Source organism: Guptibacillus hwajinpoensis, from assembly GCF_001039475.1.
Lineage (GTDB): Bacteria > Bacillota > Bacilli > Bacillales > Guptibacillaceae > Guptibacillus > Guptibacillus hwajinpoensis.
The window spans coordinates 1-1,564 of record NZ_LELK01000007.1 but is presented as its reverse complement, the minus strand read 5'-3'; the positions used below and the strand labels follow the sequence as shown (position 1 = coordinate 1,564).

Sequence of the window (1,564 nt, the reverse complement as noted above, 5' to 3'; positions counted from 1 at the left end):
GTCTAATGAATCTAAGGTTAAGCTACTAAGGGCGCACGGTGGATGCCTTGGCACTAGAAGCCTAAGAAGGACGGGACGAACACCGATATGCTTCGGGGAGCTGTAAGTACGCTTTGATCCGGAGATTTCCGAATGGGGGAACCCACCATCTTTAATAGGATGGTATCCATTTCTGAATACATAGGGAATGGAAGGCAGACCCGGGGAACTGAAACATCTCATTACCCGGAGGAAGAGAAAGCAAACGCGATTTCCTGAGTAGCGGCGAGCGAAACGGAATCAGCCCAAACCAGAGGGCTTGCCCTCTGGGGTTGTAGGACGTCTCTTTGGAGTTACAAAGGCACGGATAGACGAAGCGACCTGGAAAGGTCCATCAGAGAAGGTAACAATCCTGTAGTCAAAATCCGCTGCCCTCCGAGACGGATCCTGAGTACGGCGGGACACGTGAAACCCCGTCGGAATCTGGGAGGACCATCTCCCAAGGCTAAATACTCTCTAGTGACCGATAGTGAACCAGTACCGTGAGGGAAAGGTGAAAAGCACCCCGGAAGGGGAGTGAAAGAGAACCTGAAACCGTGTGCCTACAACTAGTTGGAGCCCGTTAATGGGTGACAGCGTGCCTTTTGTAGAATGAACCGGCGAGTTACGATCCCGTGCAAGGTTAAGCTGATAAGGCGGAGCCGCAGCGAAAGCGAGTCTGAATAGGGCGAAATAGTACGTGGTCGTAGACCCGAAACCAGGTGATCTACCCATGTCCAGGGTGAAGTTCAGGTAACACTGAATGGAGGCCCGAACCCACGCATGTTGAAAAATGCGGGGATGAGGTGTGGGTAGCGGTGAAATGCCAATCGAACCTGGAGATAGCTGGTTCTCTCCGAAATAGCTTTAGGGCTAGCCTCGCGGCAAGAATCTTGGAGGTAGAGCACTGATTGGACTAGGGGTCCTTACCGGATTACCGAATCCAGTCAAACTCCGAATGCCAACGATTTATCCGCGGGAGTCAGACTGCGAGTGATAAGATCCGTAGTCGAGAGGGAAACAGCCCAGACCACCAGCTAAGGTCCCAAAGTATACGTTAAGTGGAAAAGGATGTGGCGTTGCTTAGACAACCAGGATGTTGGCTTAGAAGCAGCCATCATTTAAAGAGTGCGTAATAGCTCACTGGTCGAGTGACGCTGCGCCGAAAATGTACCGGGGCTAAACGTATCACCGAAGCTGTGGATTGTCTTACGACAATGGTAGGAGAGCGTTCTAAGGGCTGTGAAGTCAGACCGAAAGGACTGGTGGAGCGCTTAGAAGTGAGAATGCCGGTATGAGTAGCGAAAGACAAGTGAGAATCTTGTCCGTCGAAAGCCCAAGGTTTCCTGAGGAAGGCTCGTCCGCTCAGGGTTAGTCGGGACCTAAGCCGAGGCCGAAAGGCGTAGGCGATGGATAACAGGTTGATATTCCTGTACCACCTCCTTTCCGTTTGAACGACGGGGGGACGCAGAAAGATAGGGTGAGCGCGCTGCTGGAAATGCGCGTCCAAGCGATTAGGCTGGTGAATAGGTAAATCCGTTCACCG

At 52.2% G+C, this 1,564-nt stretch carries 1 rRNA gene; it reads left to right on the top strand.

What is annotated here, in order from left to right:
• Positions 1–15: 15 nt before the first annotated feature.
• A 23S ribosomal RNA gene (locus AB986_RS18220) occupies positions 16–1,564 on the top strand; the annotation flags it as partial.